General features: G+C 64.9%; 19 protein-coding genes. 11 read left to right on the top strand and 8 right to left on the bottom strand.

The window, feature by feature from the left end; translation table 11 throughout:
• Positions 1-74: 74 nt before the first annotated feature.
• The 4 genes from ACIGGF_RS02515 to ACIGGF_RS02500 all read right to left on the bottom strand — a co-directional run bounded on the left by ACIGGF_RS02515 (position 75) and on the right by ACIGGF_RS02500 (position 6,186).
• Positions 75-1,061, bottom strand: a complete 987-nt coding sequence (locus ACIGGF_RS02515) for a hypothetical protein (protein ID WP_397519877.1) — start codon at positions 1,059-1,061, stop codon at positions 75-77.
• A 379-nt stretch (positions 1,062-1,440) separates the two neighbouring features.
• Complete coding sequence (locus ACIGGF_RS02510) at positions 1,441-1,932, bottom strand: flavin reductase family protein (protein WP_397519876.1); 492 nt, start codon at positions 1,930-1,932, stop codon at positions 1,441-1,443.
• Between the two features lie 171 nt (positions 1,933-2,103).
• Complete coding sequence (locus ACIGGF_RS02505) at positions 2,104-4,653, bottom strand: VanW family protein (protein ID WP_397519875.1); 2,550 nt, start codon at positions 4,651-4,653, stop codon at positions 2,104-2,106.
• A gap of 228 nt (positions 4,654-4,881) precedes the next feature.
• Positions 4,882-6,186 carry a PucR family transcriptional regulator gene (locus ACIGGF_RS02500; protein WP_397519874.1) on the bottom strand — a complete coding sequence of 435 codons (1,305 nt, stop codon included), beginning with the start codon at positions 6,184-6,186 and terminating at the stop codon, positions 4,882-4,884.
• Positions 6,187-6,334: 148 nt separating this feature from the next.
• On the opposite strand from ACIGGF_RS02500, the gene ACIGGF_RS02495 reads away from it, so the two are divergent.
• The 5 genes from ACIGGF_RS02495 to ACIGGF_RS02475 are packed head-to-tail and all read left to right on the top strand — an operon-like array spanning position 6,335 to position 11,130.
• Entirely contained in the window at positions 6,335-7,156 is an 822-nt protein-coding gene (locus ACIGGF_RS02495) for an ABC transporter ATP-binding protein (RefSeq protein WP_397519873.1), read from the top strand.
• Positions 7,146-7,868, top strand: coding sequence for an ABC transporter ATP-binding protein (locus tag ACIGGF_RS02490; RefSeq protein WP_397519872.1), 723 nt, complete (start codon positions 7,146-7,148; stop codon positions 7,866-7,868). The genes ACIGGF_RS02495 and ACIGGF_RS02490 overlap by 11 nt, the downstream gene beginning before the upstream one ends.
• A 22-nt stretch (positions 7,869-7,890) precedes the next feature.
• Positions 7,891-8,769, top strand: coding sequence for a branched-chain amino acid ABC transporter permease (locus tag ACIGGF_RS02485; protein ID WP_397519871.1), 879 nt, complete (start codon positions 7,891-7,893; stop codon positions 8,767-8,769).
• 1 nt (position 8,770) lies between these two features.
• The gene (locus ACIGGF_RS02480) at positions 8,771-9,814 is read left to right on the top strand and encodes a branched-chain amino acid ABC transporter permease (protein ID WP_397519870.1); all 1,044 of its coding nucleotides are present in this window, start codon (positions 8,771-8,773) and stop codon (positions 9,812-9,814) included.
• Entirely contained in the window at positions 9,811-11,130 is a 1,320-nt protein-coding gene (locus ACIGGF_RS02475) for an ABC transporter substrate-binding protein (protein WP_397519869.1), read from the top strand. Before ACIGGF_RS02480 ends, ACIGGF_RS02475 begins: the two co-directional genes overlap by 4 nt.
• Positions 11,131-11,265: 135 nt before the next feature.
• On the opposite strand, the gene ACIGGF_RS02470 is transcribed toward ACIGGF_RS02475, so the two are convergent.
• On the bottom strand, positions 11,266-12,564 hold the full coding sequence (locus ACIGGF_RS02470) for an acetyl-CoA C-acetyltransferase (RefSeq protein WP_397519868.1): 1,299 nt from the start codon (positions 12,562-12,564) through the stop codon (positions 11,266-11,268).
• A 139-nt stretch (positions 12,565-12,703) separates the two neighbouring features.
• On the opposite strand from ACIGGF_RS02470, the gene ACIGGF_RS02465 reads away from it, so the two are divergent.
• Complete coding sequence (locus ACIGGF_RS02465) at positions 12,704-14,050, top strand: 3-oxoacyl-ACP reductase (protein ID WP_397519867.1); 1,347 nt, start codon at positions 12,704-12,706, stop codon at positions 14,048-14,050.
• On the top strand, positions 14,047-14,904 hold the full coding sequence (locus ACIGGF_RS02460; RefSeq protein WP_397519866.1) for a MaoC/PaaZ C-terminal domain-containing protein: 858 nt from the start codon (positions 14,047-14,049) through the stop codon (positions 14,902-14,904). The genes ACIGGF_RS02465 and ACIGGF_RS02460 overlap by 4 nt, the downstream gene beginning before the upstream one ends.
• A 109-nt stretch (positions 14,905-15,013) precedes the next feature.
• On the opposite strand, the gene ACIGGF_RS02455 is transcribed toward ACIGGF_RS02460, so the two are convergent.
• Positions 15,014-15,634 (bottom strand): TetR/AcrR family transcriptional regulator, encoded by a 621-nt coding sequence (locus tag ACIGGF_RS02455; RefSeq protein WP_397519865.1) that lies wholly within the window; start codon positions 15,632-15,634, stop codon positions 15,014-15,016.
• 62 nt (positions 15,635-15,696) lie between these two features.
• Positions 15,697-16,872, bottom strand: a complete 1,176-nt coding sequence (locus ACIGGF_RS02450; RefSeq protein WP_397519864.1) for a glycoside hydrolase family 3 N-terminal domain-containing protein — start codon at positions 16,870-16,872, stop codon at positions 15,697-15,699.
• A gap of 153 nt (positions 16,873-17,025) precedes the next feature.
• On the opposite strand from ACIGGF_RS02450, the gene ACIGGF_RS02445 reads away from it, so the two are divergent.
• From ACIGGF_RS02445 to ACIGGF_RS02435, 3 genes are all read left to right on the top strand, one after another.
• A complete protein-coding gene (locus ACIGGF_RS02445; protein WP_397519863.1) occupies positions 17,026-17,493 on the top strand; it encodes a universal stress protein in 468 nt (155 codons plus the stop codon).
• 104 nt (positions 17,494-17,597) lie between these two features.
• Positions 17,598-17,768: a DUF2613 domain-containing protein gene (locus ACIGGF_RS02440; protein ID WP_397519862.1), complete on the top strand. Its 171-nt coding sequence runs from the start codon at positions 17,598-17,600 to the stop codon at positions 17,766-17,768.
• 22 nt (positions 17,769-17,790) lie between these two features.
• Positions 17,791-22,032: an alpha-(1->3)-arabinofuranosyltransferase gene (locus ACIGGF_RS02435; protein WP_397519861.1), complete on the top strand. Its 4,242-nt coding sequence runs from the start codon at positions 17,791-17,793 to the stop codon at positions 22,030-22,032.
• Here ACIGGF_RS02435 and ACIGGF_RS02430 read toward each other — a convergent pair.
• Positions 22,010-23,158: an acyltransferase family protein gene (locus ACIGGF_RS02430; RefSeq protein ID WP_397519860.1), complete on the bottom strand. Its 1,149-nt coding sequence runs from the start codon at positions 23,156-23,158 to the stop codon at positions 22,010-22,012. The two genes, ACIGGF_RS02435 and ACIGGF_RS02430, sit on opposite strands and share 23 nt — an antisense overlap.
• Positions 23,159-23,325: 167 nt before the next feature.
• Here ACIGGF_RS02430 and ACIGGF_RS02425 point away from each other — a divergent pair, with 167 nt between their 5' ends.
• Complete coding sequence (locus ACIGGF_RS02425; RefSeq protein WP_397519859.1) at positions 23,326-24,462, top strand: DUF3068 domain-containing protein; 1,137 nt, start codon at positions 23,326-23,328, stop codon at positions 24,460-24,462.
• Positions 24,463-24,584: the final 122 nt, after the last annotated feature.

The following is a 24,584-nucleotide window of genomic DNA, read 5'->3' as shown; positions in this document are numbered from 1 at the left end:
GAGGGTTGCACCGCCACCGAGCGGGTCGCAAACGCGTGCGCATTTGTCAGGTGCGCGCGAAATCTCCGGAATCGTCAAGCAATTTCGCGTGCGCCCGGCGAATGCGCGTGCGTTTGCAGACCACCCGATGGATGTCGCACGCTCCCCAGAGGTGGGGGCAGAGCAGCGGCCCGTTCTACAGCTCGGGCGACACGAGCCACCAATTCTGCCGGATTCGCCAGGTCCGCCCAGGTCCAGCGCACCACCGGATAGCCGAGATCGCGCACCGCATCCTCCCGTACCTTCTCCTTGAACACCACGTCGCCAGGGCTCTCACCCGATCGCAAGTACTTGATGTATTTGGCTTTTCCATCGAATTCGCACGCGACGATGCTATTGACCAGCCAGTCGATCCGTGCCACCGATCGCCCGCTTGGATCCAGTATCTCTACTTGAGATTCAACGTCGAATCCATACTCGCGCAATATCATTCGACTCTGCGATTCCCCAGGATTGTCGCTGCGCCCGTCCATCAGATTCACGGCTCGACGCGCCTGCGCTACACCTTTCCATCCTCGAGCCCGCTGCAACTCCGCGTCGAGCTCCCACGGGTCGCAGCTCTTCAGAGCCACGTCACCTGCGATCACTGCAGACAGCAGTGTCTCGGTTCGAGCAAGGTCTACCACCGTCCGAGCCAGCGAGGTCACCGATATACCGTCGACTGTCACGCTCGATACCGACGGTGCACAGTGCACGATTGCCGCCGCATTCTTACGACCGCCGCCGCGGCGGTGTCGTGTGACGTGAACCTTGTCGAATCCGCCTGTGGGTAAGGGCAATTCGTGCAGTAGTGCGGCCGAGCGGTGACTGACGACGTAGTCATCGGACAAGATCGGCAGCACGGCATCGAGCAACAACCTGTGCCGCTGCTGTTCCGTCAACCCAGCCAACCTCGACGTCGGAACGTAGACGCCGTTCACAAGACGCTCCCAGCCACCCCGCTCGTACAGTGCCCGCAGCTCGTGATCGGCGCTCCCGTTAGCCAGCGCCTCGGCGCGTCGAACCATTCGGTCGTCCTTCATTCTCCGAGTCTCGGCCATGCGTCGACAGAGTCGAGCTCGAAAGCTGCTGATTGTGGACAACTTCGGCCCTGTGGATGGATTCAGGTACCGGCGTACCAGTTCACCGGGCCTGTCGCTCGCGCAAACGCGAGTGCGTTTGCCAGGTGCGCGCAAAATTGCTCACGATTTCGCCGCCATACCGCGCGCGTTCAGCAAACGCGCACGCGTTTGCGAAAACTGGAGGGCGGACGAGGCGGAGGAGGGGCAGACGAGGCGGAGCAGGCGCAGGCGGAGGAGGGGCAGACGAGGCGGAGCAGGCGCAGGCGGAGGAGGGGCAGACGAGGCGGAGCGGGTGCAGTCGGAGCAGATGCAGACGGAACAGGCGCAGGCGAAGCAGGGACTACTGCTGAAGCTTGCGAAACTTGCTGCCGTGGAACACGATTGGGTTCACTTCACTCTGCACTTCCAGGGAATGGATCCGCAGCAGCACTATCGTGTGGTCGCCTGCGGGGAGTTGCTGATCGATGGTGGTGTCGAGCCACGCAGTCGCGCCCACGATGAAGGTGGCTCCCCCGTCGGTGACGGTGAGATCGAGGCCCGCAAATCGGTCACCGGTTTTGGCCGCCAGAGTTCGGACGGCATCGTTGTGCGCTTCGCCGAGAACGCTGACGCCGATGTTGGGTGCCGACTCGAGTTTCGGCCACGTAGTCGACGTGTTCTGGATGCAGACAGCCACCAGCGGCGGATCGATGGACACCGATACGAAGCTGCTCGCGGCCAGCCCCACCGGCACGCCGTCGATCTGCGCGGCGATTGCCACCACCCCGCTCGGGAACTGCGCGTACGCCTCACGCAGCGTCTGCTGATCGAGGACGGTACGTGTGAGCGTCATCGGCGATGTTCCCCTTCGGTGATCGAGTGCAGCGGAGAACCTGTGTTGTGCAACCTCCGCACGGACGCATTCGTTTCGAGCAAGTCCCTACTGCTAGGAAACACCCGATCGAGTGTCGACGCCACAGTCCGAATCGACGTGATTCGAATTGCCTCCCCCGCGACTGGGGCCTCACTCATCCGGTTCGGGCTCCGGCTCGGCGTTCGGTCGCGGCTCCGGAGAAGGATCCGGACGATCGGGTTGCACACATCTCACGATCGGAATCGGGTCGTACTTGACCGTTCTGGTGTTCCGCGACAATTCTCTGCCCGACGCGGCATCGCTGATCACCCTGGTGTCGCTGGCCGTGAAGCCCTGGCCCCCACCGGATGCGACGCAGCCGTCGCCGGCGGGCAGTGTCACCGTGTTCGGCGAGGTGAAATTGGTTCGCGAACCGGTGATCGATTCGACGTCGACCGTCTTGGTTCCCCACAATCGGACGGTGACACTGGACGAGTCGGCGAACGACTGGATCAGAACCCCGGTGTCGTTGGGGTTGGTGAACTTCAGGTCGATGGCACCCTCGAAGACCGTCGCTTCTCGTGCCTCGGGATATCTGCTGATGTAGTAGCTGTGCTCGGTGTGGTCGGTGTCTTCCATGCCGGCGAAGTACGACGCGTTGTAGAGGGTCGTCGCGAACTGGCTGATCCCGCCGCCGACAGCGCGATCGGGTCGACCGTTGTCGATGATCCCCGACTCGACGAAGCCCTGCGCAGTACCCCGCGGACCGGTGTATCCATTGAGCGAGAACGTCTCTTTCGGCTTGACGAGTGCACCGTTGACGATCTGCGCGGTGAGCCCGATATTGACGCCCGAGGCGTATTCGAACCCGCCGGTGGTGTACTCCGCGATCACTTCTCGCACTCCGAGATTCTCGGCACCCTCGGTGGTGAGTGCGGGCGGGGCCGGCTCGTAGATCGCCTCGGTGGTACGTGGTCCGTCCGCAGACAACAGTGCGGGCAGCTGCTCGAGCGTCTTGCGCCACTCCACCAACTCCCCCATCACTCCCGGCACGACCGTCGGGGCACCGCCGGAGAACGTGAACGACGCGTCCTTCGGCGGTACCTCGGTGCGCACGAGTTGCGGTGCAAGAATGCCGGCGGCGACATCGGTGTTGTACACAGGAGTCAGACCACCCTGGCCGTCCGGGTCGAAGCTCAGCACCTCGCCGACGCGCTCCGGTGCCAGGACCGCGTCCACGTTCTGCCGGCCAGACACGATCACCGGCGCTTCAACGGCGGGTGCGGCGATATTGTCGAGTGCCTCGTCCACGGCGTCCTGCGTGACCGTGACAGGGGTGGACTCGTAGACCACTTCCGTTGCGCCCGAGGCCCATTCGGTCTGCAAATTTCGACGCGTCCCGTCTGCGTCCAAGGTCCGACCCTCCAACGGTGCAACAGCGACAGGGGTAGCACCGTCGAACACCACGTCACCCTCGACGGGCTCGCGATCGGTTTCGGCCCGAAGCCCGTCGACGGCCGCGTTCAGCGCCTGTTCATCGGTGGTGGACACGACGCCGATCTCGCGACTGCCGAAGAACGATGTCAACCGCGTGATCGGATTGATCGGCTGGGATCCCGCGCGGTCCAACGTCGCGTTCCAATCCACTCCGAGTCCGGCAGCGGCAGGGAGCACCTCGACCTGCCGATCACCGACGTCGACCTGAACGGGTTGCTCGGCGCGGGGGCCCAACTCGGAGCGCAGAGCGGCTTCGGCGTCGGAATGAGCTTTTCCGCCCACGTCGATTCCCGCCACGGTGACACCCCGGGGAACACGATCGCTCGAGGCAATCCAGTCAGCGGCGTACAGCATCGCCAGAACGGCAACCACTGCACCGGTGCCGATGGCAATCTTTCGCCACGGCGGTGCCGACCCGGCCTCGTCTGTGGGCCGGACTTCGCCACCGGGTGGACCCGACTGCGGTTCGGCAGGGGACGCGGACTCCCCGAGCACCGCCGACCGTTCGGAACCAACCGGCTCCCCAGCAACAGTCGGCTCGTCAGAAACAGTGGGCTTTTCGGAAACAGCAGATCCCCCGGCAGCGACGGACTGCCCTGGCACCGCCGGATCCCCGGAAACCTCCGGCTGCGCCGGCACATCAGGCTGCGCTGGTACGACTGCCTGCGCTGGTACAACTGGCTGCGCCACGGTCGGGGATTCGTCCGCAACGGGCGTCTGCTGCGGGGCCGAAAGCACAGTATCGGACTCGACTCCGTCTGCCGGGTCGGCAGATTCGCTCACCTCTGTGGCGACGGGTTCAGCAGTCGGGGCTTCATCAGTCGAGGCATCAGTGTTCGGGACATCAGTGGTCGGAACATCGTCAGCGGTCCGAGCACCCGGGACGGCCTGCTCTGCGGCTTCGGACGGATCTGCGGCTTCGGACGGCTCTGCGGCTTCGGTCTCGTCGACTTCCGCGTCACCGGACCCGGCCTGGGTATCACCGGAAACGGCCTCGGACTCATCGTGCTCGGACTCATGGTGCTCGGACTCATTGTGCTCGCCGACGTCGGCTGCAGAGTTCACCGGCACGTCGTCGGTTGCACGGTCATCTCCGGGCACCTGCTCCGAGCCATCGTCCGTGACCGCTCCGAAGACCTCGGTGGGAGCGTCGTACGGCGGTATGTCGGGGTTGGGATCGTCGCCCTTCGGCGCGTCACCCGACTTACTGTTGCCCTCGCTCACGTTCGACCCTTCCAGGACCACCGTTCGATGAAAGTTCCACCCGTGGGCACGGCGTACCCCGCGCACGAGCTTACGCAAACCGAACGGTGATGCTCACTCCGATGTTCGGTGCTGAAACGAAGAAGGCCCCGCGCTGCTGCCGGGTCGGGGGTCAGGCAGCAGCACGGAGCCAACTGGAATATAGGCACATGTCGACGGTGCGTTACATCAACTAAAAATTTGTCCCCGTCAATTAATCCGATTGAATGATCCGCGAGGTGTCGAGCTGTCACCTTGCCCCACGGCTCGGGTCCAATGCCCCGTCCTGACCAGCGCTAGCGTGAGCAGGAGTCGATCTCGCGGATCGGTCAGATCGTGGCCGGTGAGCTCCTCGATTCGACGGACCCGGTAGATCACGGTGTTGCGATGGCAGTAGAGCGCCTTCGCGGCATTGGTCGGCGAACCGTCGGATGCCAGCATGTGCGCCAGAGTGTCGAGCAGCGTTCCGCGATGCGGCTCCGGGTGCGTCCACAGGCTGCCGAGCGCATGGCGAACGAGCAACTCCGACGACTGATGGTCGGCAGCCATGATCACTCGGGGCAGCCGCTCCGTCGCCAGTGCCACACCGCTGCCCTCGGTGATGGTTTCAGCCGTCAACGCCGCCAGCCGGTACGCCGCCGCGAACGACGCCACACCCTCCGGGGAATGTGCGACACCGACCGGCCCGACGGCCCGAGCATCGAGAGCGTCGACGACGGAGTTCCACGATCCGGTGCCGAGAGCGACGAGTGCGAACTGATGGCCGTCCCGGGTATTCCAATGCGAGACGGCACCGATTTGATCCAACGCATCCTCCGGAGCGGGAAGCGGCGGCGAACCCTGATCGTCGAGCGGCCCGACGACGCACGCGATTTGCTGCGACGCCGAAAGACCCAGAGTGGCACGAGCTTCGATGACGAATGCCGGATCGCCACCACGGCCCGATCGAAGACCGTCGAGAATTTCCAGGACGTTGGCGAGATCCCGCTGCTGCATTCGGGCGCTCTCCTGGCGGTAGGCCTCGACGAGAGTTTCGTACTGACTGTCGAGTGCACGCCACAACTGCTGACCCGCCACCAGAAGCAGCCGCTCGTCGATCCTGGTGCGGCATTGCTCTCGCTCGAGCATCAGCTCTTCCCAGAGTGTTCGACTACCGAGCGTGTAGGCCTTGAGTACCAGTTCCATCGGAATCCCCTGGCGGGCCCGCTCCCTACCGGTACGACGCCACACCTCGCGGGTGTTGTCGTGTGCCGCAGGCAACCCAGACAACGTACGAAGACCTTGACCGATGTGCTCGCGGGTACTGCGTCGGATCTCGCCCGCGATGTCCGGGGCGGGGCTGGCCAGGTAAGCGGGCTCCTGCTCGATGAGGGCCAACGTGATGGAGTCGGCGATCGCATCGGCCCGCGGCGTCAACGCCGCCCAGGCGCTCCGAATCTTCTCCTGGTCGGCGTCCGTGACCGCGCCCCGGGCAGCAGAACGCGTCGGTGCACGTCGACCACCAGGAGCATCCACACGCACAGTTTTGCGCACAGAGCCCACATAACAGGGTGATTTGACCGGTACTGGTGCCGAGTGACCCAAATATTCTGTGCGCAGCGCCCATATCGCTCGTTGTGCGCGACGCCCCATAGTGAACGCAACAGATTGTGAGGTGCGTCACTTGAACTCTCTCGACACGATGGACCCGGTGCTCACCCTGAACGACGTCGAAGTGTCGTTCGGCGGAATCGTCGCGCTCTCCGGTGTCAGCCTCGAAGTACGCCCCGGGGAGGTTCTGGGGGTGATCGGGCCGAACGGAGCCGGGAAGACCACCCTGTTCAATGTTGCGTGCGGACTCGTTCGCCCGCAATCGGGATCCCTCGGCCGACACGGCAAGACACTGCCCGGCCTTCGACCGCACGACCTTCCCCGACTCGGCATGAGCAGAACCCTGCAGGGTCTCGGGTTGTTCGACCGCATGACCGTGCTGGACAACGTCATGATCGGTGCCGACCGAACGGCCCGAACAGGAGTTCTCGCGGGCCTGCTCGGCCTACCGTCGAGCGCCTCGGACGACGCTGCGGTCCGCTCGACCGCGATGGCCATGCTGGCGCGACTACGCATCGACGACCACGCGCACCGCCTGCCGCCGAGCTTGCCGTACGCGGTGCGCAAACGCGTCGCCCTGGCACGTGCGCTGGTGAGCGAACCGACATTGCTCCTGCTCGACGAACCCGCCTCGGGTCTGTCCAGTGACGAGATGAGCGAACTCGGCAACGAGATCCGCTCTCTCGCAGGCGGACCCACCGATTCGGAGCCGGACAGGCCGGCAACGTCGGTCATGCTCGTCGAGCATCACATGGATCTCGTGATGAGTGTGTGCGACCGAATCTACGTACTGGATTTCGGCAAGGTCATCGCGCAGGGAACGCCCGATCAGATACGCGAGGACCCCGCCGTACTGGCGGCATATCTCGGAAACGACGTGGCACATGAAGACTGACGCGGCACACCTGACCATCACCGACCTGACCGTTCGCTACGGCCCGGTCACCGCTCTCGATTCCGTGTCGATGTCCGTCACCGCCGGAGCGATCACCGCCGTGCTCGGAGCGAACGGAGCCGGAAAGACGACGTTGCTTCGCACCATCTCGGGATTGCTGAAACCGGTGTCGGGAAGGATCGAACTCGCCGGGGTCGATATCGTCGGCGTGGCACCGGATCGCATGTCCCGCAAAGGGCTTGCGCACGTTCCCGAGGGACGAGGAGTGATAGCGGAACTGACCGTCGACGAGAATCTTCGACTCGGCGCCTTGGGACGCAACAGAAGTCACGACGCCGTCACGCTGGACCGTATCTACGACATGTTCCCACCTCTGACGGGCCGGCGGACCTCGTCCGCACACACCCTGTCCGGCGGGGAACGACAGATGCTCGTGATCGGCCGGGCGTTGATGGCGACACCGTCGGTCCTGCTGCTCGACGAGCCGTCTCTCGGGCTGGCTCCGAAAGTCGTCGCGCAGATCTTCGAGACACTGCGCGGACTCGTCGATTCGGAATCGATGACCGTCGTACTCGTCGAACAGAACGCCCGCAGCGCGCTGTCGATCGCCGAACACGCCGTAGTCCTGGATCTGGGCAAGGTCGCGATGGAAGGCCCCGCCGACACCCTGGCCGGGGACGACGCCCTCCGACACGCCTACCTCGGGTTCTAGAGCCGAAAGGACTCCTGCCACAGTGCAACAACTGCTCACCATCCTCATCAACGGCGTGACGACCGGCATGATCTATGCCGCGTTCGCGCTCGCCCTCGTCCTCATCTGGCGATCGACACGCATCGTCAACTTCGCTCAGGCCCCGATGGCCATGATCACCACCTACGTCGCGCTCGTCGTCATCGACGCCGGGTACTCGTACTGGATCGGATTCGCGGTCGCACTCGTCAGCGGCTTGCTGTTGGGAGCGTTGATCGAACGACTCGTCATCCGATTCGTCGACAGCTCCTCGCACATCAACCCGGTGATTCTCACGCTCGGGTTGTTCATCATCATCCACGCCGTCGCGGCCATTGTCTTCGGCAACCAATTCCGTTCCTTCCCTGCACCGTTCGGTCTCACGGGCCAGCGGATCGGTGACGTCAACGTGGCCTTGACCGGTTACGACATCTTCAAGATCATCGCCGTCCTGGTGGTACTGGCGCTGCTCATCCTGCTGTTCCGCTTCACCGATCTGGGACTGAAGATGCGGGCGAGCGCATTCGAGCAGGAGGTGGCCAAACTGCTCGGCGTGCGCGTGAGTCGGATGCTCACCCTGGGTTGGGCTCTTGCCGCAGTCGTCGGATCACTCGCAGGCCTGCTCATCGCGGGTGGCTCGTTGGTGCATCCGGGTTACATGGACTCGATCGTCGTATTCGGTTTCGTCGCAGCAGTTCTCGGCGGCCTCGACAGTCCGGCCGGTGCGGTGGTCGGCGGTCTGCTCATGGGCATCGGCCTCAGCTTCGTCAGCGGCTACCTCGGTCAGGATCTCGTATCCAGTGCGGCGCTGGTCATTCTGATCGTCGTTCTCCTGGTACGCCCGAGTGGTTTGTTCGCCAGCGCCACGGCCAGGAGGGTATGACGTGAACGCAACTCTCACTCGCCTCACAGCGACCCCGGTTCGTCGCCACTTCCTCTGTGCTGTCATCGGACTCGTGGTCATCGTGCTCGCGCTCGAATCTCTGAGCACGTTCCGGCAGAGCCAACTGACCTCGGTCGCGTATCTGGCCATTGCAGCAGGCGGTTTGACGGTGCTCACCGGATTGAGCGGGCAACTCTCGCTCGGACACGGCGCCTTCATGGCCGTCGGCGCATACACCGCGGCGTTGATGCTGCGGGCCAACGATTCGGGATGGTCGGTGCCCCTGGTACTGCTCGCCGCCACCGTGATCTCGGCCGTGGTGGGCGTGGTGGTGGGAGTTGCCGCTGCCCGACTGCACGGGCCGTATCTGGCCGGTGCCACGCTGGCACTCGCCGTCGCCGTACCGGGCCTGGCGCTGTACTTCTCGGACTACCTCGGGGGCGAGCAAGGACTCGTCGTCCCGGCTCCGCAGGTCCCGCAGCTGATCGACGACGCGATGTACTTCGTCACCGGAAACGAGCTCAGCGGAACGAAATTCGTCGCCTACGTCAGCTGGGTGCTGCTCGTCATCGTGTTCTTCCTGTTGGCCAACGTCTCGTCGAGCCGGATCGGCCGTCGCTGGCGGGCCGTGCGAGACGACGAGGTGGCCGCCGAGCTGGCCGGAATCGACCTGGGACGCGCACGCATTCTGGCGTTCGTCGTCAGCGCGGCCTGTGCGGGTGCCGGCGGCGCCGTCCTCGCGATGTCCGCGCGCATCGCCGCACCGAGCGGATTCACGCTGACACTCTCACTGACATTGCTCTCGGCCGTCGTCATCGGTGGCCTCGGAACCCTCTCCGGGGCCTTGATCGGGGCAATACTGCTGACCTACATCCCACCGGTGGTCACCAACCTCGGTCTCGATGTGGGCCTGAGCAGTCTGCAATCCGCCGAACTCGCACCACTGGTGACCGGGGTCTTCACCGTCCTGGTCATCCTGTTCGCCCCACTGGGTTTGGTGGGCACGTATCGAAGGTTTCGTCTGACCAGAAAAGGAATGAAATGACAAAGTTCGGATCGGTGGCGGTCAAGACGACCGCGCTCGTCGCCGTCGTCGCGCTGGCTGCAGCGTGCGGCGCAGGCGGTAGAGACGAGGCAACGGAATCCTCGGAAGGCTCGACGGTCGGCATCACCGACACCTCGGTGAAGATCGGTGCCCACTTCCCGTTGACCGGGGTCGCAGCGCCCGGCTACAGCGAGATTCCCACGGGCGCACAGGCGTACTTCGACTACGTCAACGCCGCAGGCGGCATCAACGGCCGGCAGATCGAATACGTGGTGCGGGACGACTCGTACGATCCGACCACCACCACCCAGGTCGTCAACGAACTCGTACTGCAAGACGAAGTGTTCGCCGTCGTGGGTGGACTCGGGACGGCGACCCACAGCGCGGTCATCGACTTCCTGAACGAAGAGGGCGTGCCGGACCTGTTCGTCTCGTCCGGCGCGATCATGTGGGGCAATGATCCCGAGAAGTACCCGAACACCTTCGGCTGGCAGCCCGATTACCAGGTCGAGGGCAAGATCATCGGTGACTGGGTGACGAAGAACCGGCCCGACGCCAAGGTGGGACTGTTCCTCCAGGACGACGACCTCGGCCGAGACAGCGAGGAAGCAGTACGCCAGTATCTCGACGACCAGATCGTCGAGGTGGTGCGCTACACCTCGGGCAACACCGACGTCGCACCTCAGATCGCGGCCCTGCAGGGTGCCGGAGCCGACCTGATTCTCGGCTTCAACGTGCCCTCGTACACCGCGTTGAGCCAGCTCACCGCCATGCGACTGAACTACGACCCCGAGTGGTTCTACAGCTCGATCGGTTCCGACGTCGACCTCGTCGGCTCCCTGCTCGGACGCTTCTCCCAGGGCGCCGTCACCGACGGCGCGCAGTCCCTCGAGGGCATGATCTCGCTCGAGTACATTCCGGGCGTCGACTCTCCGGAAAATCCGTGGACCCAACTGTGGCAGAAGGTCTGGGCCGAGAACGGAACCGGTGAACCACTGACCAACTACCGCATCTACGGACTGAGCCAGGCGTACGCATTCGTCCAAGCGCTGCAGGCGGCGGGCGAGAATCCGACCCGCGAGGGCATCGTCGCGGCCATCCAGGACGGCGGACAGGACTTCGAAGGTCCGCAGCTTGCTCCGTTCCGCTACTCGGAAGAAAGTCACCTCGGCATCTCCGGAGCCAGTGTCTTCCAGATCCGCGGCGGCGTGCCCGAATACCTGACGCCGGTGCTGCAGACGGACATCGGAGATTCGGCCGTGGAGGAGTACACGGGCGAGGAATCGACCCCGCCGGAAAGCGGAATTCCCGGCTGATCGGACACGAAGAAGGGGCACGCATGCAATGCGTGCCCCTTCTTCATGTTCTGGTCGGCAGATCCGAAAACCCCTCGATTGCCGGATCCGCCGACCGTGTGTCCCCCGATTCGGGAGCAGCCGAAGCTGCAGTGATCAGCGCTCGATGATGGCCGTGACGCCCTGGCCACCGGCTGCGCAGATCGAGATCAGGCCGCGGCCCGAGCCCTTTTCGGCCAGCATCTTCGCCAGCGAGGCCACGATGCGACCGCCGGTCGCGGCGAACGGGTGGCCCGCGGCGAGCGAGGATCCGTTGACGTTGAGCTTGCTGCGATCGATCGAACCGAGCGCGCCGTCGAGTCCCAGACGCTCCTTGCAGTACTCGTCGCTCTCGAATGCCTGCAGAGTTGCCAACACCACGGAGGCGAACGCCTCGTGGATCTCGTAGTAGTCGAAGTCCTGCAGCGTCAAGCCGTTTCGGGCGAGCAGACGCGGGATCGCGTACGTCGGAGCCATCAGCAGGCCGTCCTTGAACGATCCGTTGCCGTGCACGTAATCGACCGCTGCGGTTTCGGAGTCGACCAGGTGCGCGAGTACCGGCAGGTTGCGCTCGGCAGCCCACTCGTCACTCGACAGCAACGCAGCCGACGCGCCGTCGGTGAGCGGCGTCGAGTTGCCGGCCGTCATGGTGGCGTCGCCCAGCTTGGTTCCGAAGACCGGCTTGAGGGTCGAGAGCTTCTCCACGGTCGATCCCGGACGCAGGTTGTCGTCGCGAGTGAGGCCGAGGAACGGCGTCACCAGATCGTCGAAGAAACCGCGGTCGTATGCGGCTGCCATGTTCTTGTGGCTCGCTGCAGCCAGTTCGTCCTGGTCCTCGCGGCGGACGCCGAATTCCTTGGCGGTGATGGCGGCGTGGTCGCCCATGGACAGGCCCGTGCGCGGCTCACCGTTGCGCGGGATCTCGATGCCGAGCATGCCGGGCCGGACGTTGCCGAGAAGCTTGAGGCGAGCGGTGGTGCTCTTGGCCCGGTTGAGCGAGAGCAGGAACTCGCGCAGTTCGTCGTTGACACCGATCGGGGCATCGGACGTGGTGTCCACTCCGCCGCCGATACCGGCGTCGATACGGCCCGACGCGATGGCGTCGCCGACCGCGATGATCGACTGCAGGCCGGTGCCGCAGGCCTGCTGGATGTCGAAGGCCGGGGTGTACGGGCTCAGCGCGCTGCCGAGAACGACCTCACGGGTGAGGTTGAAATCGCGCGAATGCTTGAGCACGGCACCGGCCGCGACGAGACCGAGGCGCTCGCCCTGCAGACCGAATCGCGAAACGAGGCCATCGACGGTGGCAGTGAGCATGTCCTGATTGGACGCCAGCGCGTACTTCTTGTCCGAACGCGCGAACGGAATGCGGTTGCCACCGACGATCGCGACCGGTCGTAGCTGCTTGCTTGTCACTGACGTCTCCAAACATCGTCCCCAGCGTGTGGGGAATGGCCGTGGTGGAGTTTCATCTTACTGGCGAGTAAGTTGGTTGTCGACACCCGGTCGTGCGCCTCGCTCCTCGAGCGTGCAGCGCTGAATGAAAGGTACGACAGTGGCAGCCTCCAAGGGAGCCCCAGATCTCTACTCAACGTTCCTCGCGTCCGCGCCGGGAGCCTTCATCGCCAAGCAGGCAGGCCTGCCGCAGCCAGAGAAGCTGCGTCGCTACAAGGCCGGCGAGCCCCCACTGGCCGGACCGGTGCTGATCGGTGGCAGCGGCCGCCTCGTCGAGCCCCTGCGTGAACTGCTCTCGGACTACCCGCAATCGCAGCCGCACGACGACAAGCACGGCGGGTTGGTGTTCGACGCCACCGGCATCGGCAACGTCGCCGAGCTCGAGCAGCTCTTCAAGTTCTTCCAGCCGGTCATTCGAAACCTGGCACCGTCGGCCCGCGTCGTCGTCATCGGCACCACCCCCGAAGAGACCTCGAGTGTCGACGAGCACATCGCGCAGCGCGCGCTCGAAGGCTTCACCCGCAGCGTCGGCAAAGAGGTCAAGCGCGGCGCAACGGCTCAGCTCGTCTACATCTCCCCCAACGCATCGACCGGACTCTCCGGCCTCGAATCCACCCTCCGCTTCCTGCTCTCGGCAAAGTCCGCCTTCGTCGACGGCCAGGTCATTGCCGTCGGTGACGCCGATTCGGAAGCACCGGCATCGTGGGACAAGCCGCTCGCCGGCAAGGTAGCCGTCGTGACCGGCGCTGCTCGCGGCATCGGTGCCACCATCGCCGAGGTCCTCGCGCGCGACGGAGCCACCGTCATCGCAGCCGACATTCCCGCTGCGGGAGAAGCTCTCTCGCAGACGGCCAACAAGGTCGGCGGCACCTCGCTCGCACTCGACGTCACCTCTCCCGACGCCGGTGAAGTCTTGAGCAAGCACTTGCTCGAGCGTCACGGCGGCGCAGACATCATCGTGCACAACGCCGGCATCACCCGCGACAAGACGCTCGCCAATATGGACGACGCGCGCTGGAACTCGGTCATCGGCGTCAATCTCGCTGCCCCGCAGCGCATCACCGACGAGCTGATTGCCTCCGGCGCACTCAAGGAGGGCGGCCGCGTCGTCGACGTCTCCTCCATCGCCGGCATCGCGGGCAACCGCGGCCAGACCAACTACGGCACCTCGAAGGCCGGCGTCATCGGCCTGGTGCATGCCTCCGCACCGGTGCTCGCGAAGAAGAACATCACGATCAACGCCGTGGCCCCCGGCTTCATCGAGACCGCGATGACGGCAGCCATCCCGTTCGCCACCCGCGAGGCCGGACGACGCATGAGCTCACTGCTGCAGGGCGGCGAAACCGTCGACGTCGCAGAGTTGGTCTCCTACTTCGCTTCTCCGGCATCCAACGCCGTCACCGGCCAGGTCGTGCGCGTGTGCGGCCAGAGCCTCCTCGGCGCATGAGCACCGTCACGCTCACCGCGCAGCCGAAGACGTCCGACATCTACACCTCGGCTGCGCTGGGCGCGCTGCCGTTCTTCGGATCCCGGTCGTCTTCGGTCCCCAGCACGGTGTACGAGCTCAAGGGCCTGCGAGTGGACCCCGACAACCTCGCCGGGTACTGCCGCGCAACGGGATTGCGATTCGGCGATCAGCTGCCGGTGACCTACCCGTTCACGCTGGTGTTCCCCACGGTGATGAAACTGATGGTGTCCAAGGGCTTTCCGTTCGCCGCCATCGGTTCGGTGCACGCCGAGAACGTCATCGAGCAGTTCCGTGGCATCTCGGCCACCGAGCCGCTGGACATCCGAGTGCATGCGGAGAACCTGCGCGAGCACCGAAAGGGCTTGCTGGTCGACCTGATCAGTGAGGTCAAGGTAGGACGCGAGTTGGTCTGGAAGCAGACCTCGAGCTTCCTGAGCCTGCAGAAGACCTCACTGTCCGGTGGCCCCCGCGAGGCACCGCCCGCCGACGAGGTTCCGCCGCCCCCGACCCGCACCCTGCGCGTCGACCAGCGGATCATCAGCCGGTACGCGGCCATCTCCGGAGACCGCAACCCGATTCACGTATCCTCGCTGGGCGCAAAGGCATTCGGGTTCCCGAAGACCATCGCGCACGGAATGTGGAGCGCTGCAGCAGTACTGCAGACCGTCGAGGGTCGAATCCCGGAGGCCGTGAACTACAGCATCCGCTTCGGCAAGCCGATCGTGCTGCCCGCGACGATCAACGCCTACGCCGATGCCGTCGGTACCGGCTGGGACCTGTCGCTGAAGAACCCGAAGAAGGGTTACCCGCACCTGACGGGAACCTTGCGGTAACTGCTGTTTCGCCCAGCTCGAAGTTATGGACGGAAATCCCAGGATTTCCGTCCATAACTTCGAGTTCGGGAGCAGGAGTGGAGCCTGCGGAACGACCCAGGCAGCGGCGCTAGGTGGTGACGACCGGCTCGGTGGCGGCGGTTTTCTTTCCGGCCAGACCACGCCACGCCAGATTCTCCAAGAGGTCCGCAGCCGCGTCGACCTCGATCTCGCCGCCTGCCACTCTGTCGGCCACGGCCTCGCCGGCACCGACCAGGGCGACGGCCATCAACCCGAAATTGTGCGACTGATCCGGGTCCCTGGTGCTCATTGCCAGCAAACCCGCCGTCAGCTCGATCAGCCGATCACGGCTGCTCTGGACCTGCGAGGCAAACGCCTGCTGGCCGATGGCCTGACGGTAGAGCACCATCCACGACTTGCGGTTTTCGCCGACGAAGCCGAGGAAGCCGATCAGTGCTTTGCGCAGCTGCTCGCGCGGCGTCAGAGTCGGGTCGGCGGCGGGAGTCAACGCTTCGACGAATTTGACACCCTCACGGTGGATGCACGCGGCGAACAACTCGTCCTTCGACCCGTAGTACAGATAGAGCATCGGCTTGGAGATTGCCGCCTTCCTGGCGATCGCATCCATCGAAGTCTCGTGAAAACCGTTGTCGGAGAACACATCCACCGCCGCGTCGAGCATCTGCTGCTCGCGGACGGCGCGGGGCAATCTCTTGGTGCCGCCAGCCATGGACCCTCCAATACGTACGAAGTACTAGACGTTACTCCACAGTAAGGTCCAGTACCGCGCAATCACGCCCCGCACGCCCCCTTGAACCGCGCAACCGTCGCTGCGGCCTCGTCCACCTGAGCCGCCGCGAGGCGTCCCGTCGCCACTGCGTCTTCCAGATTGTCCAACACCGCGGGCACCTGATCGGTGGTGAGCCACAGCGCCACATCGGCTCCCGCGACGATGGCCGCCTCCACCGCGTCGACGATTCCGAGTCGCGCCGTGATCGCTGCCATGCCGCTGAGATCGTCGGTGAAAATGGGGCCGTCGAACGGCGCGGCACCGTATCCGACGCCATCGCGCAACAGCGCCATCGCCGCCGGGCTGATACTCGCCGGCACACCCGGATCGGTCAGTCCGGGCACATCGAGGTGCCCCACCATGACGCCGACGCCGGTATTGTTCAACGCCGCGAACGGCACCAGATCCTTCGCCTTCAACTCGTCGAGTGACGGCGTCGTCACCGCGCCGGTATGCGAGTCACCCGAACCCGAACCATGCCCGGGAAAGTGCTTGATGACGGGCTTGACGCCCGCGTCCTCCAGACCCCGCGCGTACGCCCCCGCGTACTCGATGACGACCTGCGGATCGTCGGAGAACGACCGATCGCCGATGACGGAATCGGCAGGCTGGCTGCTGACGTCGACCACCGGAGCGAAGTCGACGGTGACCCCGAGATCCTTCAAGCCCTGTCCGCGCGTCAACGCCTGCTGATACGCCTCGTCCACCGACACCGTCTGCGCCAGCTCCCGAGCCGACGGGGCAACACCCAGCAGATCGGCTACCCGCGACACCCGTCCGCCCTCCTCGTCGATCGTGATCATCGGAGCCACCGCGGAGGCGCCCCGCACCTGCGGCACTTCCCGATTACCGAGCATCGACTCGTCGGTCCAACTGCCGACGAAGAGGCCACCGACCTGCTCGGTCGACATGATCTGGACCGCATCCTGTGTACCGGTGACGCCGACGGTGAGCAACTGAGCCAGACGTTGACGCTCGGTCAGACCCTCCACGAAGGTGACGCAGCCGTCGACGGGCGGCAGAGGCTGTGGGACCGTCGTCTCGACGGGAGCGGTCGTCGGCGCAGGAGCCACCGACTGCGTCGACGCGACCTGTGCGGACTCGCTCGAGCAGGAGACCAACAGGCCGACACCGACCGTCATCACCGCAGCGGACCGAACCGAAAACCTGAGTCGCATGGAAACGACGGTAGCCGAGAAGTTGTGTGCAGCTGACAGCCCGCCGGTCCGGATCAATGCGACTTTGTTGCATTCTGAGCGACTCAAACCCACATTGATCCCGACGGGGGTGGGGGTAATCTGGACGAACGCGACATGAGGAGGATCTGAACCATGACTTGCGACCTCATACTCATTGCCTACGACGGTTCCGACAACGCCAAGCGTGCGATCGACTATGCAGGACGGTTTCTCACCACCTCTCGCGCGATCGTCGTCACGGCCTGGGAGCCGATGGTTCGTCAAGCAGCCCGGATGTCGGGGCTGTCGGGTGTCATGCAACCCGAATGGGTGCCCGACGACGAGGCCGAGGACGTTGCGCTCACCGACGCGAAGGTGACCAACAGCGAGGGCGTCGCGCTGGCCGAGGCCGCGGGCCTGAAGGTGGAGGGTCAGTGCACCGAATGCACCACCGCCATCTGGAGCGCAATCGTCGAGAAAGCCGACGAGATGGACGTCGACATCATCGTCACCGGCACGAGAGGCACCACCGGCCTGCGCGCATTACTGCAGAGTTCGGTGGCCGAGCACGTCCTGCGACACAGTCACCGACCCGTCCTGATCGTTCCCCCCGGCGCGTAGAGCGTCCACCGGCCTTGTTCCGAAGGTTCGGGTGATAGCGTGATGCCCGCGTGGGGGTCCACCTCACCCTTTTGCTCTGTGAGCCGACTGACTGGAGAACCGAGATGAAGTTCGCTGTCCCGGGTGTCATTGCCGCCGTCGTCGGAGCCGTGCTGGGTGCGGGCGTCGTGTTCGGAGTCACCGCCGCTGCAGCCGACAACACTCGTCCGGATATCGATCGCACCGGAAACGCCGACTCGTCCTTGCTGAACCAGGTTGAGTACGGCAGCCGCTGACGCTGGTCGCTCTCGTGGATCGATGATCTCGGCCGAGCCGCTCGGCCGTAAATGGCTTCTCGGCGTCTCGGCTCTGGCACTACTTCTCACCTTCCTCCAGGTTCCCGGCTTCACCGTCGCCGACACCAAATACGACCTGGCGCAGAACCCTCTCGGATTTCTCGAACGCGCCTCGCATCAGTGGAACAGTGCGGCACCGTTGGGCCAGGTGCAGAACCAGGCCTACGGTTACTTCTTTCCGCACGGAGCGTTCTTCGCCGGCGGCGACCTGCTGTCCATCCCGCCGTGGATCACCCAGCGCATGTGGTGGGCATTGCTGCTCATCGCCGGGTTCTGGGGAATCGTTCGACTCGCCGAAGCTCTCGGGATCGGCAGCCGTAGTTCTCGGCTGATCGCAGCAACCGCCTTTGTTCTGTCTCCGCGAGTGATCACCACCCTCGCGTCGATCTCCTCGGAGACGATGCCCATGATGCTGGCACCGTGGGTACTGATTCCGATGGTGCGCTTCTTGGGAACGCAGACGTACAGCGTGAGGCGAGCGGCGGCACAATCGGCGCTGGCCGTGGCCTTGATGGGAGCGGTCAATGCGGTCGCGACGGCCGCCGCGGTTCTGGTCGCGGTGATCTGGATGCTGTCGCATCGGCCGAACAAGCGCTGGATCGTGTTCGGCTCCTGGTGGGCCGGCTTCCTCGTGCTCGCAACACTGTGGTGGATAGTGCCATTGTTGTTGCTGGGCAAAGTCTCTCCACCCTTTCTCGACTACATAGAATCCTCCGGCACCACCACCCAGTGGACGTCGTTGACAGAAGTTCTGCGCGGCACCGGTAGTTGGACGCCGTTCGTCTCACCCGAGCGGGTGGCCGGTGCCGTCCTGGTGACGCAGCCCGCCGCGGTCATCGCAACCGGCTTGATCGCGGCTGCAGGAATTGCCGGCTTGGCGATGCGATCGATGCCCGCTCGTGGCCGGCTGACGATCATGCTGTTCGTCGGCCTCGTAGGACTCGGTGCCGGATTCGTCGGCGATCTGGACGGCCCGTTCGCAGCCACAGTGCGACTGTTCCTCGATTCCGCAGGCGCACCGCTCCGCAACATCCACAAGCTCGAACCGGTTATTCGGATCCCGTTGGTGCTGGGCCTGGCTCACCTGTTGGCCCGCGTTCCGCTCCCGGGCTCCGCTCCGCGGACTCAGTGGCGCGAGGCCGTCGCGCATCCCGAGAAGCACCCGATGGTGGCGGTGACCGCGTTGGTCCTCGTGGCCTTGACGCTGTCCACCTCGTTGGCGTGGACGGGCAAGCTCGCGCCTCGCGGAGCCTACGAGGCCGTTCCGCAGTACTGGCACGATGCTGCGGACTGGCTCAACGCCAATGCCTCGGGGTCGAGCCCCGACGGGTCCGATGCGCAGCGTGCATTGATCGTGCCCGGTGCCCCCTTCGCCCTGCAGACCTGGGGCCTGACCCGCGACGAACCGCTGCAGGCTCTGGCCACCACACCCTGGGCCGTGCGCGACGCCGTCCCGCTCACCCCTCCCGGGGCCATTCGCGCACTGGACTCCGTGCAACGACTCTTCGCCGACGGGAGACCGTCCAGCGGACTGGCCGACACCCTGCAAGGACAGGGCATCAGCTACGTCGTCGTGCGCAACGACCTCGATCCCGAGGACTCTCGGTCCACCCGCCCGGCATCGGTGCACCAGGTGCTCGACGGTTCGCCGGGGCTGGCCCGGGTGGCCGAGTTCGGCGAGGACGTCGCGCCCGGTCGGGTCGACGGCGTCGTTCTCGACGGCGATCTGCGGCCGCCATATCCTGCTGTCGAGATCTATTCGGTGAACGGTTCGGCCGATACTCCCGCGTCCGGCCCCTACACCGTCGATCTCGATCGGGTCCCGGTGATTCAGGGCGGGCCGGAGTCCATTTTGCGATCGAACGAGCTGCGCAACAACGGGATTCGTACTCCGGTGCCGTCGGGTCCGACCCTTCTGTCTTCGGACGCAGCTGCCGCTGGCATACCTGTCGACTCGGTGACGGTGACGGACACCCCGATGAACCGCGAGACCGATTTCGGTCAGGTGGACAACCACAACTCTGCGCTGCGAGCCGCCGACGAGCCACGACGTTCGCTCAACGAGGTTCCCGATTACCCGGTCTACGGGGCACAGACGGTGGACGCCGAGTGGGAGGGCGCGACGCTCACGGCGTCGAGTTCGGCGTCGGACGCAACGCAGATCGGCGGCAGCGTCCCCGGCAGCGGTGTCGCCGCCGCGGTGGACGGCGATCTGGCCACCAGCTGGATCAGCAACGGGATCGATCGCGCTGTGGGGCAATGGCTTCAGCTGGACTTCGACACTCCGTTGCGTGGTGGCCTACTGACTCTCCGCACCAGCCCGGGCACGATCGGCGATCCCGTCAGATGGCTCGAGATCACGACGCCGAACGGGTCCACGGCCGCGCGGGTCGACGAGCCGGGTGAACCGACGACCGTCTCCCTCCCGGGCGGTGAGACCCCATGGCTACGCATCACTGCCAAGTCCACGGTGGACAACACGAGCGGGAGCCAGTTCGGCATCAGCGAAGTCTCGGTGGACGACTACTCCGACCGAGACAACCCACAGCCGGTACCGATCGTGCGTCGTGCGGTGCTGCCCGAGACTCCCGACGGGGCGAGCGTCGACGCCTGGGAACTAGGCCAGGAATTCCCCGGCCACTCCGGATGCCTCGACACCGAGAATCGAATCCGTTGCAGCAGTGGATTGTCCAAAGCTCCCGAGGAGCTGGGCCGCTTCTCGCGCACCATCGAGGTGCCGATGGGCACCGCGGTCATCCCCGATCTGACGGTACGCACACGGCAGTCACCCGAACTCGAAGCATTACTGGCCCAACCGGGGCGACCGTCGGCCAGCGGAGCGTCGGACGTCGCGGATCTGGAGGGTTCGGCCTTCGCGGCCACCGACGGTGATCCGCGTACGTCGTGGACCGCGCCGGAGAAGTCGATCACCGATCGAGCCGGAACCAACCCCACCCTGACCATCGAATTGCCCGCTCCCACACTGGTGGACGGACTCGAACTCAGCCCCAGCCTCGGCGCACTTCCGGCTCATCCCACGCGGGTGGCAGTTAACCTCGGTAACGGCCCGATGGTGCGCGACGTCGATACCGACGGTTCGACGACCCTCGAGCTGGCACCGTTCGTGACCGACCGGATCGTCGTGTCCATCGTGGACTGGGACGGCGTATTGGATCGAAACTCGTTGGACTTCATCCAGTCACAACCACCGGGTTTTGCCGAAGTGACGCCACTGTCTTCTCGCGAACCGATAGGCGCACCGTACGACGGCGATCGCGTGATCACGGTGGACTGCTTCACCGGGCCCATCGTCTCGATCGCCGGGCAGACGGTACGCACGTCGGTGACCGCCACCGCCGACCAGTTTCGTTCCGGCGAACCCTTGAAGGCCTCGGTCTGCGACGGCGCCATCCCGGTGAACGAGAACTTCGTCAACCCCGTATCACTACCCGAGGGTCGCCAGGACGTCGTGGTGGAACCGGGCGCATCGTTCTTCGTCGATGGCATTCGGCTGCGCGCCATGCCTATTCCAGCCGACTGGCCGACGAGTTCGGCACCGGAGTCGGCGAGAACGACCGCCTGGGGCCCCGATCACCGCGAGGTGACGCTCACCTCGTCCACCGAAGATCGCCTGCTGGTGATTCCGGAGAGCAACAACAGCGGTTGGCGCGCAACAACTCCCGGCGGTGTCGAGCTGTCTCCCGTGGTGGTCGACGGGTGGCAGCAGGCCTGGCTGGTTCCGGCGGGGGCGTCGGGCACGATCTCGTTGGATTTTGCCACCGATCGCTGGTATCGGCTGGGCATCTTCGGCGGGCTGCTCTTGTTCATCCCGTTGCTGTTCATGGCATTTCGTGCGCCTCGTAGCGAACCCGAGTTCGGCCCGGCACCGCGGACGTGGCGGAGCGTTCCGGCTGCAGTAGCGGCGTTGCTCGGAGCAACGATCGTTTTGGCCGGGATCACCGGGGCGGCCACAGTTGCCGTCATCGGAATCGGTGTCCTCGTTCTGGACCGCCGCTACGGTCCCGCGCTCTCGTCACGCGTGTTGGCGTGTACGGCAGGCGGATTCGCCTTGCTGGGCGCGGCGCTACTCTCGCTCGGTCCGTGGCGATCGACCGACGGCTACGTCGGCGGATCCTATGGAGTGCAGCTGGCTGCGCTGATCGGGATCGTCGCGTTGGCGGTCAGTGCGATACGGAAGCCGTGACCGGTTTCTTGCGGGATGTGAGGCGTCGTCGAGCAGGGTCTTCCACCAGCGCGTAGCTCGCCGCGGCAACAGGAATCGACAGTGCGAGAGTCACAGGCAACACGAACCACATCCCGCCTGAGAACGGGACGATGCCGAACACCGGGAACACGACGGCGAGCACAGCCAGATGCCAGATGAACAACCCGTACGACCAGCGGCCCAACGTCAGCATCACAGGATGTTCGAGGAAGCTATGCCGACGACCGTCCTCGGCGAGAATCAGCGGGGCGAGCATCGCGAAGGCCAGTATCGCGCCGAGCAGGATTTTGATCTCGAACTGCCAGGCCGCCGGACGCACCAAGCCCTGCGGTCCCGCCAGAGGAGTCGCCGACATGGCGAACGCGGCAACCGCGATGGACGACATGACGAATCGGCGACGAGCCAACCGATGCACCCAGGTCGGTGGCCCCACCGAGATCTCGGCGAGCAGCATCCCGGCCGCGAACCACGGGAAGTAGCCGGGGAGCCAGTTGTCATGGTGAATGCCGTCGGGCGTCGACACCGGAACGAAAGCCCACGACAGCGTCAGCACTGCAGCGCCCAGAATGACTGGGATACGGCGGGCGGCGTCCGCACCGCGCAGGCACACCATCGACCAAGCGAACACCGGCAGCAGAAGATAGAAGGCGAGCTCGACCGACAGCGACCACATCTGAGTCAAGCCCTGGGTCAGGGTCAACGGCACGAATATCTGAGTGAACGACAGGTTCGCCAGCCACACGCGGTAGTCACCGCCGGCACCGGGAAGAAACAGCAGGATCAATATCACGCCGACCCAGTAACCGGGCAGAATCCTCGCGAGCCGCGAACGGAAATAGCGACCGAGCGGCTGCGCACTCCGATGACCGCGGGCTGCCGCCGCGTGGGGACGCCACAGCAGGAAACCGGACAGCGAGAAGAAGATCGCCACCGTCAGGTCGAATCTCCCCCAGATATGACCCAGGATCGGCGACGTCGCGCCACCGGTCTGAAAAGCCACGTGGGTGACAACGATTCCGATGCATGCGACGGCACGCATCCCCTCGAGTGACGGGACGAACCCTCGAAGCGGGACGACGCTTGCCGAACGGGTCTGGGTGCTCATGGTGGTATCGAGTGTGCCGTGTCGAACCGGCGCAGACGAGACCGGTGCCACTGTCGACTGTTACTGTCACCTGCGACGTGTCGTAACAAACCGGGCATCGGGTCGGGGCCGAACGTGTTTCCCGCCTGCGGTGTCCTTCATGAAGCGGTCAACTAAGGAGATTCAGCATGGCGGAGCGCTCAGGGCAGAGCCGGATACTTGCCCTCGTACTCATCGGCTTGGGTGCGTTTCTGGTGGTCGCCGCCATCCTCATTCCCACGTACACGGTGTCGTCGCTGGAGAAGACTCCGTTGGACCTCGAGGTCACCACCGTCTCCACCGGTGAGGGCAGCGTTCTGGAGAGGACCTCGCTCGCAGCCGGACGCGTCGTCGTCGACCAGAACGTTCCGATCGTCTCGCAGCGATTCGTCACCGTCGAGGAACCCTCCGACGCCGACATCATCACAGTGCAGGCCGGCACGACATTGCGTCGCACCGACAAGCAGGCCGATACCGGATTGCTGTCGGCCACCGTGGACCGCGTCACCCTCGACCGTAAGTCCTCGATGCCCGTGGAGAACCCGATCGGAACGATCCAGGTGGCCGGCGACACGCCCGCTGAAGAGGTTGCCCACACCGGTCTGCAGTACAAGTTCCCGTTCGACGCAGAGCAGAAGAGCTACCCCTACTTCGATATCAACACCCGCCAGGCCCAGGACATTGACTTCGTCGAGGAAACCGAGATCAACGGCACGCCGGTGTACATGTACCGGCAAACCGTCGGCCCGGTCGATCTGTCCACCGTGGCGAACCTGCCGACCAACAAGGTGACCCTGCCCGCCGACACCTGGGGTGTCGAAGGCGGAACCGCTCCGGTGACCATGACCCGGTGGTACGAGAACACCCGCACTCTGTGGGTCGAGCCTGAAACCGGCGTCATCGTCAAGGGCGAAGAGCAGCTTCACCAGTACTACGCACGTGAGGCGGGCCAGCCCGAGGTCGACGTCCTCAATGCTCCGCTCACGTTCGACGAGAACACGGTCGAATTCCAGATCCAGCAGGCCAAGGACGGCCAGGATCGGCTCTCGCTCTTCGGACGCACGGTTCCGATCGTCGCCGGCATCCTCGGTGTCATCTCGCTGATCGCCGGAGTGTTCCTGCTCATGCGCAGCGGCGGGAATGGCGGACACCGTCAGCCGGCCCGAACCGACAACACTCCGCGACCGACCCCCGGCGGCGGAACTGCACCCGCGCCCTCCAGCAACCGCGACTGGACGACCGATCGCACCGAGGAAATCCCGAGGACGAACCTCAACAAGGAGTAGGTGCCTTCGGCAGTGGCGTGGGGGGGGCGGGGGGAGGAGTCGGTAGCTGGGTGGCCGCGAACCAACAAACGCACCCGCTGTAGAGCAAAACGAGAAGTAAAGCTGACCACAAGAGATCCAAA

It is taken from the genome of Rhodococcus sp. NPDC078407 (assembly GCF_044542515.1).
GTDB lineage: Bacteria > Actinomycetota > Actinomycetes > Mycobacteriales > Mycobacteriaceae > Rhodococcoides.
This window is presented reverse-complemented; position numbering and strand designations above follow the sequence as displayed.

Excerpts from the sequence above, each read along its gene's own strand:
- ACIGGF_RS02515 (WP_397519877.1), bottom strand. The coding sequence starts at position 1,061 with ATGAAGGACGACCGAATGGTTCGACGCGCCGAGGCGCTGGCTAACGGG.
- ACIGGF_RS02510 (WP_397519876.1), bottom strand. The coding sequence starts at position 1,932 with ATGACGCTCACACGTACCGTCCTCGATCAGCAGACGCTGCGTGAGGCG.
- ACIGGF_RS02490 (WP_397519872.1), top strand. The coding sequence starts at position 7,146 with ATGAAGACTGACGCGGCACACCTGACCATCACCGACCTGACCGTTCGC.
- ACIGGF_RS02475 (WP_397519869.1), top strand. The coding sequence starts at position 9,811 with ATGACAAAGTTCGGATCGGTGGCGGTCAAGACGACCGCGCTCGTCGCC.
- ACIGGF_RS02460 (WP_397519866.1), top strand. The coding sequence starts at position 14,047 with ATGAGCACCGTCACGCTCACCGCGCAGCCGAAGACGTCCGACATCTAC.
- ACIGGF_RS02455 (WP_397519865.1), bottom strand. The coding sequence starts at position 15,634 with ATGGCTGGCGGCACCAAGAGATTGCCCCGCGCCGTCCGCGAGCAGCAG.
- ACIGGF_RS02450 (WP_397519864.1), bottom strand. The coding sequence starts at position 16,872 with ATGCGACTCAGGTTTTCGGTTCGGTCCGCTGCGGTGATGACGGTCGGT.
- ACIGGF_RS02445 (WP_397519863.1), top strand. The coding sequence starts at position 17,026 with ATGACTTGCGACCTCATACTCATTGCCTACGACGGTTCCGACAACGCC.
- ACIGGF_RS02440 (WP_397519862.1), top strand. The coding sequence starts at position 17,598 with ATGAAGTTCGCTGTCCCGGGTGTCATTGCCGCCGTCGTCGGAGCCGTG.
- ACIGGF_RS02435 (WP_397519861.1), top strand. The coding sequence starts at position 17,791 with ATGATCTCGGCCGAGCCGCTCGGCCGTAAATGGCTTCTCGGCGTCTCG.
- ACIGGF_RS02430 (WP_397519860.1), bottom strand. The coding sequence starts at position 23,158 with ATGAGCACCCAGACCCGTTCGGCAAGCGTCGTCCCGCTTCGAGGGTTC.
- ACIGGF_RS02425 (WP_397519859.1), top strand. The coding sequence starts at position 23,326 with ATGGCGGAGCGCTCAGGGCAGAGCCGGATACTTGCCCTCGTACTCATC.